The organism is Streptococcus rifensis, from assembly GCF_053203525.1.
Map to the genome: position 1 here is coordinate 1 of NZ_JBRUCW010000025.1, position 5,038 is coordinate 5,038.

Genomic DNA, 5,038 nt, shown 5'->3' on the forward strand with positions numbered 1-5,038 from the left:
CCCACTCATAATTGAATACCTATACTATAACAAGTTTTTAACCAGCTGTCAATCGTGTCTTGACTTAATCAATTGTATTCAGGCTAAATCCCTAGTGAAAAAGATAAACTTCCTAGAGTCTTATGGACTCTGCGTCAGTTCCCTATTTTCATACGGAATTTTTAACGCCTTCATTACTTATTCTCGGATAAGTCCTCGGGCGATTAGTATTAGTCCGCTTCATGTGTCACCACACGTCCACTCCTAACCTATCAACCTCATCTTCTCTAAGGGCCCTTACTGATATATTATCATGGGAAATCTCATCTTGAGGTGGGTTTCACACTTAGATGCTTTCAGCGTTTATCCCGTCCCTACATAGCTACCCAGCGATGCTCTTGGCAGAACAACTGGTACACCAGCGGTAAGTCCACTCTGGTCCTCTCGTACTAGGAGCAGAGCCTCTCAAATTTCCTACGCCCGCGACGGATAGGGACCGAACTGTCTCACGACGTTCTGAACCCAGCTCGCGTGCCGCTTTAATGGGCGAACAGCCCAACCCTTGGGACCGACTACAGCCCCAGGATGCGACGAGCCGACATCGAGGTGCCAAACCTCCCCGTCGATGTGAACTCTTGGGGGAGATAAGCCTGTTATCCCCAGGGTAGCTTTTATCCGTTGAGCGATGGCCCTTCCATTCGGTACCACCGGATCACTAAGCCCGACTTTCGTCCCTGCTCGAGTTGTAGCTCTCGCAGTCAAGCTCCCTTATACCTTTACACTCTGCGATTGATTTCCAACCAATCTGAGGGAACCTTTGGGCGCCTCCGTTACGCTTTAGGAGGCGACCGCCCCAGTCAAACTGCCCGTCAGACACTGTCTCCGATTGGGATAACCAATCCGGGTTAGAGTAGCCATAACACAAGGGTAGTATCCCAACAACGCCTCAGCTGAAACTGGCGTCCCAACTTCATCGGCTCCTACCTATCCTGTACATGTGGTACAGATACTCAATATCAAACTGCAGTAAAGCTCCATGGGGTCTTTCCGTCCTGTCGCGGGTAACCTGCATCTTCACAGGTACTAAAATTTCACCGAGTCTCTCGTTGAGACAGTGCCCAAATCATTACGCCTTTCGTGCGGGTCGGAACTTACCCGACAAGGAATTTCGCTACCTTAGGACCGTTATAGTTACGGCCGCCGTTTACTGGGGCTTCAATTCACACCTTCGACTTGCGTCTAAGCGCTCCTCTTAACCTTCCAGCACCGGGCAGGCGTCACCCCCTATACATCATCTTACGATTTAGCAGAGAGCTGTGTTTTTGATAAACAGTTGCTTGGGCCTATTCACTGCGGCTCAGTCTAACTGAGCACCCCTTCTCCCGAAGTTACGGGGTCATTTTGCCGAGTTCCTTAACGAGAGTTCTCTCGATCACCTGAGGCTACTCGCCTCGACTACCTGTGTCGGTTTGCGGTACGGGTAGAGTATAGTTAAACGCTAGAAGCTTTTCTTGGCAGTGTGACATCACTAACTTCGCTACTAAACTTCGCTCCCCATCACAGCTCAATGTTATAGAGATAAGCATTTGACTCATCTCACACCTCACTGCTTAGACAGGCACTTCCAATCGCCTGCTTTAGTTAGCCTACTGCGTCCCTCCATCACTCTATACTCTAGTACAGGAATATCAACCTGTTGCCCATCGGATACACCTGTCGGTCTCTCCTTAGGTCCCGACTAACCCAGGGCGGACGAGCCTTCCCCTGGAAACCTTAGTCTTACGGTGGACAGGATTCTCACCTGTCTTGCGCTACTCATACCGGCATTCTCACTTCTATACGTTCCAGTGCTCCTCACGGTACACCTTCTTCACCTATAGAACGCTCTCCTACCATAACACCTAAGTGTTATCCACAGCTTCGGTAAACTGTTTAGCCCCGGTACATTTTCGGCGCAGGGTCACTCGACTAGTGAGCTATTACGCACTCTTTGAATGAATAGCTGCTTCTAAGCTAACATCCTAGTTGTCTGTGCAACCCCACATCCTTTTCCACTTAACAGTTATTTGGGGACCTTAGCTGGTGGTCTGGGCTGTTTCCCTTTCGACTACGGATCTTAGCACTCGCAGTCTGACTGCCGACCATATCTCCTTGGCATTCGGAGTTTATCTGAGATTGGTAATCCGAGATGGACCCCTCACCCAAACAGTGCTCTACCTCCAAGAGATCTTCATGTCGACGCTAGCCCTAAAGCTATTTCGGAGAGAACCAGCTATCTCCAAGTTCGTTTGGAATTTCTCCGCTACCCACAAGTCATCCAAGCACTTTTCAACGTGCCCTGGTTCGGTCCTCCAGTGCGTTTTACCGCACCTTCAACCTGCTCATGGGTAGGTCACATGGTTTCGGGTCTACATCATGATACTAAGCCGCCCTATTAAGACTCGGTTTCCCTTCGGCTCCGTCTCTTCAACTTAACCTCGCATCATAACGTAACTCGCCGGTTCATTCTACAAAAGGCACGCTCTCACCCATGAACGGGCTCGAACTTGTTGTAGGCACACGGTTTCAGGTTCTCTTTCACTCCCCTTCCGGGGTCCTTTTCACCTTTCCCTCACGGTACTGGTTCACTATCGGTCACTAGAGAGTATTTAGGGTTGGGAGATGGTCCTCCCAGATTCCGACGAGATTTCGCGTGTCTCGCCGTACTCAGGATACTGCTAGGGCTACTCAGGATTTTAAATACGAGGCTGTTACTCTCTTTGGCTGACCTTCCCAGGTCATTCTTCTATCCTTTATAGTCCCACTGCGCAGTCCTACAACCCCGGAGTGTAAACACTCCGGTTTGCCCTCCTGCCGTTTCGCTCGCCGCTACTCAGGCAATCGCTTTTGCTTTCTCTTCCTGCAGCTACTTAGATGTTTCAGTTCACTGCGTCTTCCTCCTCATCACCTTAACAGTGATGGGTGACAGGCATCAACCTGCCGGGTTCCCCCATTCGGACATCGCTGGATCTATGCTTACTTACAGCTCCCCAACGCATTTCGTCGTTCGTCACGTCCTTCTTCGGCTTCTAGTGCCAAGGCATCCACCGTGCGCCCTTATTAACTTAACCTTTAAATTAATTCTTTTTATCATATTAAAAAACTCAATACGACAGCGTTTCGGTTTATTTTCTTGTTACTTCTTCTACAATCATTTCTGATCGTGGAATTTGATATAGATATTCAATTGTCAATGGGCAAGCTAAGATACTAAGACCGTCCCAACTTGTTGGGCATTTTTGTAGAAAAATAGGAAATCGACGCTGTGTGTCTTGCACACGAGGAGATTTATCTTTTTTCCTAAAAAATGAGGTCGTGTTCAATTATGTGAACACTATCTTATTTATCTTAGGATACAGAACTGTCGGTAAACCGAACATCTCTTTGTATCCTAGATAATGGAGCCTAGCGGGATCGAACCGCTGACCTCCTGCGTGCAAAGCAGGCGCTCTCCCAGCTGAGCTAAGGCCCCACATCTTCATTTGGTTCAATTGTATTCGGACCAACGTCCTCATTACTTATACTAAAACCACTCAAAACTAAATAAGACAAACGTGCAGTTCCGAGCAATTGTATTCGAACTAAAATCCTAGTGAAAAAGATAAATCCTCTTGAAGTCCTTAGACTTCTGCGCGAATTTCCTGTTTTCATACGGATTTCGTAACGTTCTCATGACTTGCTTTCCCTTAGAAAGGAGGTGATCCAGCCGCACCTTCCGATACGGCTACCTTGTTACGACTTCACCCCAATCATCTATCCCACCTTAGGCGGCTGGCTCCTAATAGGTTACCGCACCGACTTCGGGTGTTACAAACTCTCGTGGTGTGACGGGCGGTGTGTACAAGGCCCGGGAACGTATTCACCGCGGCGTGCTGATCCGCGATTACTAGCGATTCCGACTTCATGGAGGCGAGTTGCAGCCTCCAATCCGAACTGAGATTGGCTTTAAGAGATTAGCGTGCCGTCACCGGCTTGCGACTCGTTGTACCAACCATTGTAGCACGTGTGTAGCCCAGGTCATAAGGGGCATGATGATTTGACGTCATCCCCACCTTCCTCCGGTTTATTACCGGCAGTCTCGCTAGAGTGCCCAACTCAATGATGGCAACTAACAATAGGGGTTGCGCTCGTTGCGGGACTTAACCCAACATCTCACGACACGAGCTGACGACAACCATGCACCACCTGTCACCGATGTACCGAAGTAAAGTCCTATCTCTAGGACGGGCATCGGGATGTCAAGACCTGGTAAGGTTCTTCGCGTTGCTTCGAATTAAACCACATGCTCCACCGCTTGTGCGGGCCCCCGTCAATTCCTTTGAGTTTCAACCTTGCGGTCGTACTCCCCAGGCGGAGTGCTTAATGCGTTAGCTGCGGCACTGAGTCCCGGAAAGGACCCAACACCTAGCACTCAGCGTTTACGGCGTGGACTACCAGGGTATCTAATCCTGTTCGCTACCCACGCTTTCGAGCCTCAGCGTCAGTTACAGACCAGAGAGCCGCTTTCGCCACCGGTGTTCCTCCATATATCTACGCATTTCACCGCTACACATGGAATTCCACTCTCCCCTTCTGCACTCAAGTTCCGCAGTTTCCAAAGCATACTATGGTTAAGCCACAGCCTTTTACTTCAGACTTACGAAACCGCCTGCGCTCGCTTTACGCCCAATAAATCCGGACAACGCTCGGGACCTACGTATTACCGCGGCTGCTGGCACGTAGTTAGCCGTCCCTTTCTGGTAAGTTACCGTCACTTAGTGTACTTTCCACTCACACTAACGTTCTTCTCTTACAACAGAGCTTTACGATCCGAAAACCTTCTTCACTCACGCGGCGTTGCTCGGTCAGGGTTCCCCCCATTGCCGAAGATTCCCTACTGCTGCCTCCCGTAGGAGTCTGGGCCGTGTCTCAGTCCCAGTGTGGCCGATCACCCTCTCAGGTCGGCTATGTATCGATGCCTTGGTAGGCCGTTACCCTACCAACTAGCTAATACAACGCAGGTCCATCTGGTAGTGAAGCA

General features: G+C 49.7%; 1 tRNA gene and 2 rRNA genes. All 3 read right to left on the reverse strand.

The annotated features are described in order from the left end of the window. Positions 1 to 183: 183 nt before the first annotated feature. Positions 184 to 3,089 (reverse strand): 23S ribosomal RNA (locus ACVRYP_RS10620). A 328-nt stretch (positions 3,090 to 3,417) separates the two neighbouring features. Then, positions 3,418 to 3,490: transfer RNA gene (locus ACVRYP_RS10625), tRNA-Ala, on the reverse strand. Positions 3,491 to 3,708: 218 nt separating this feature from the next. Beyond that, a 16S ribosomal RNA gene (locus tag ACVRYP_RS10630) occupies positions 3,709 to 5,038 on the reverse strand; the annotation flags it as partial.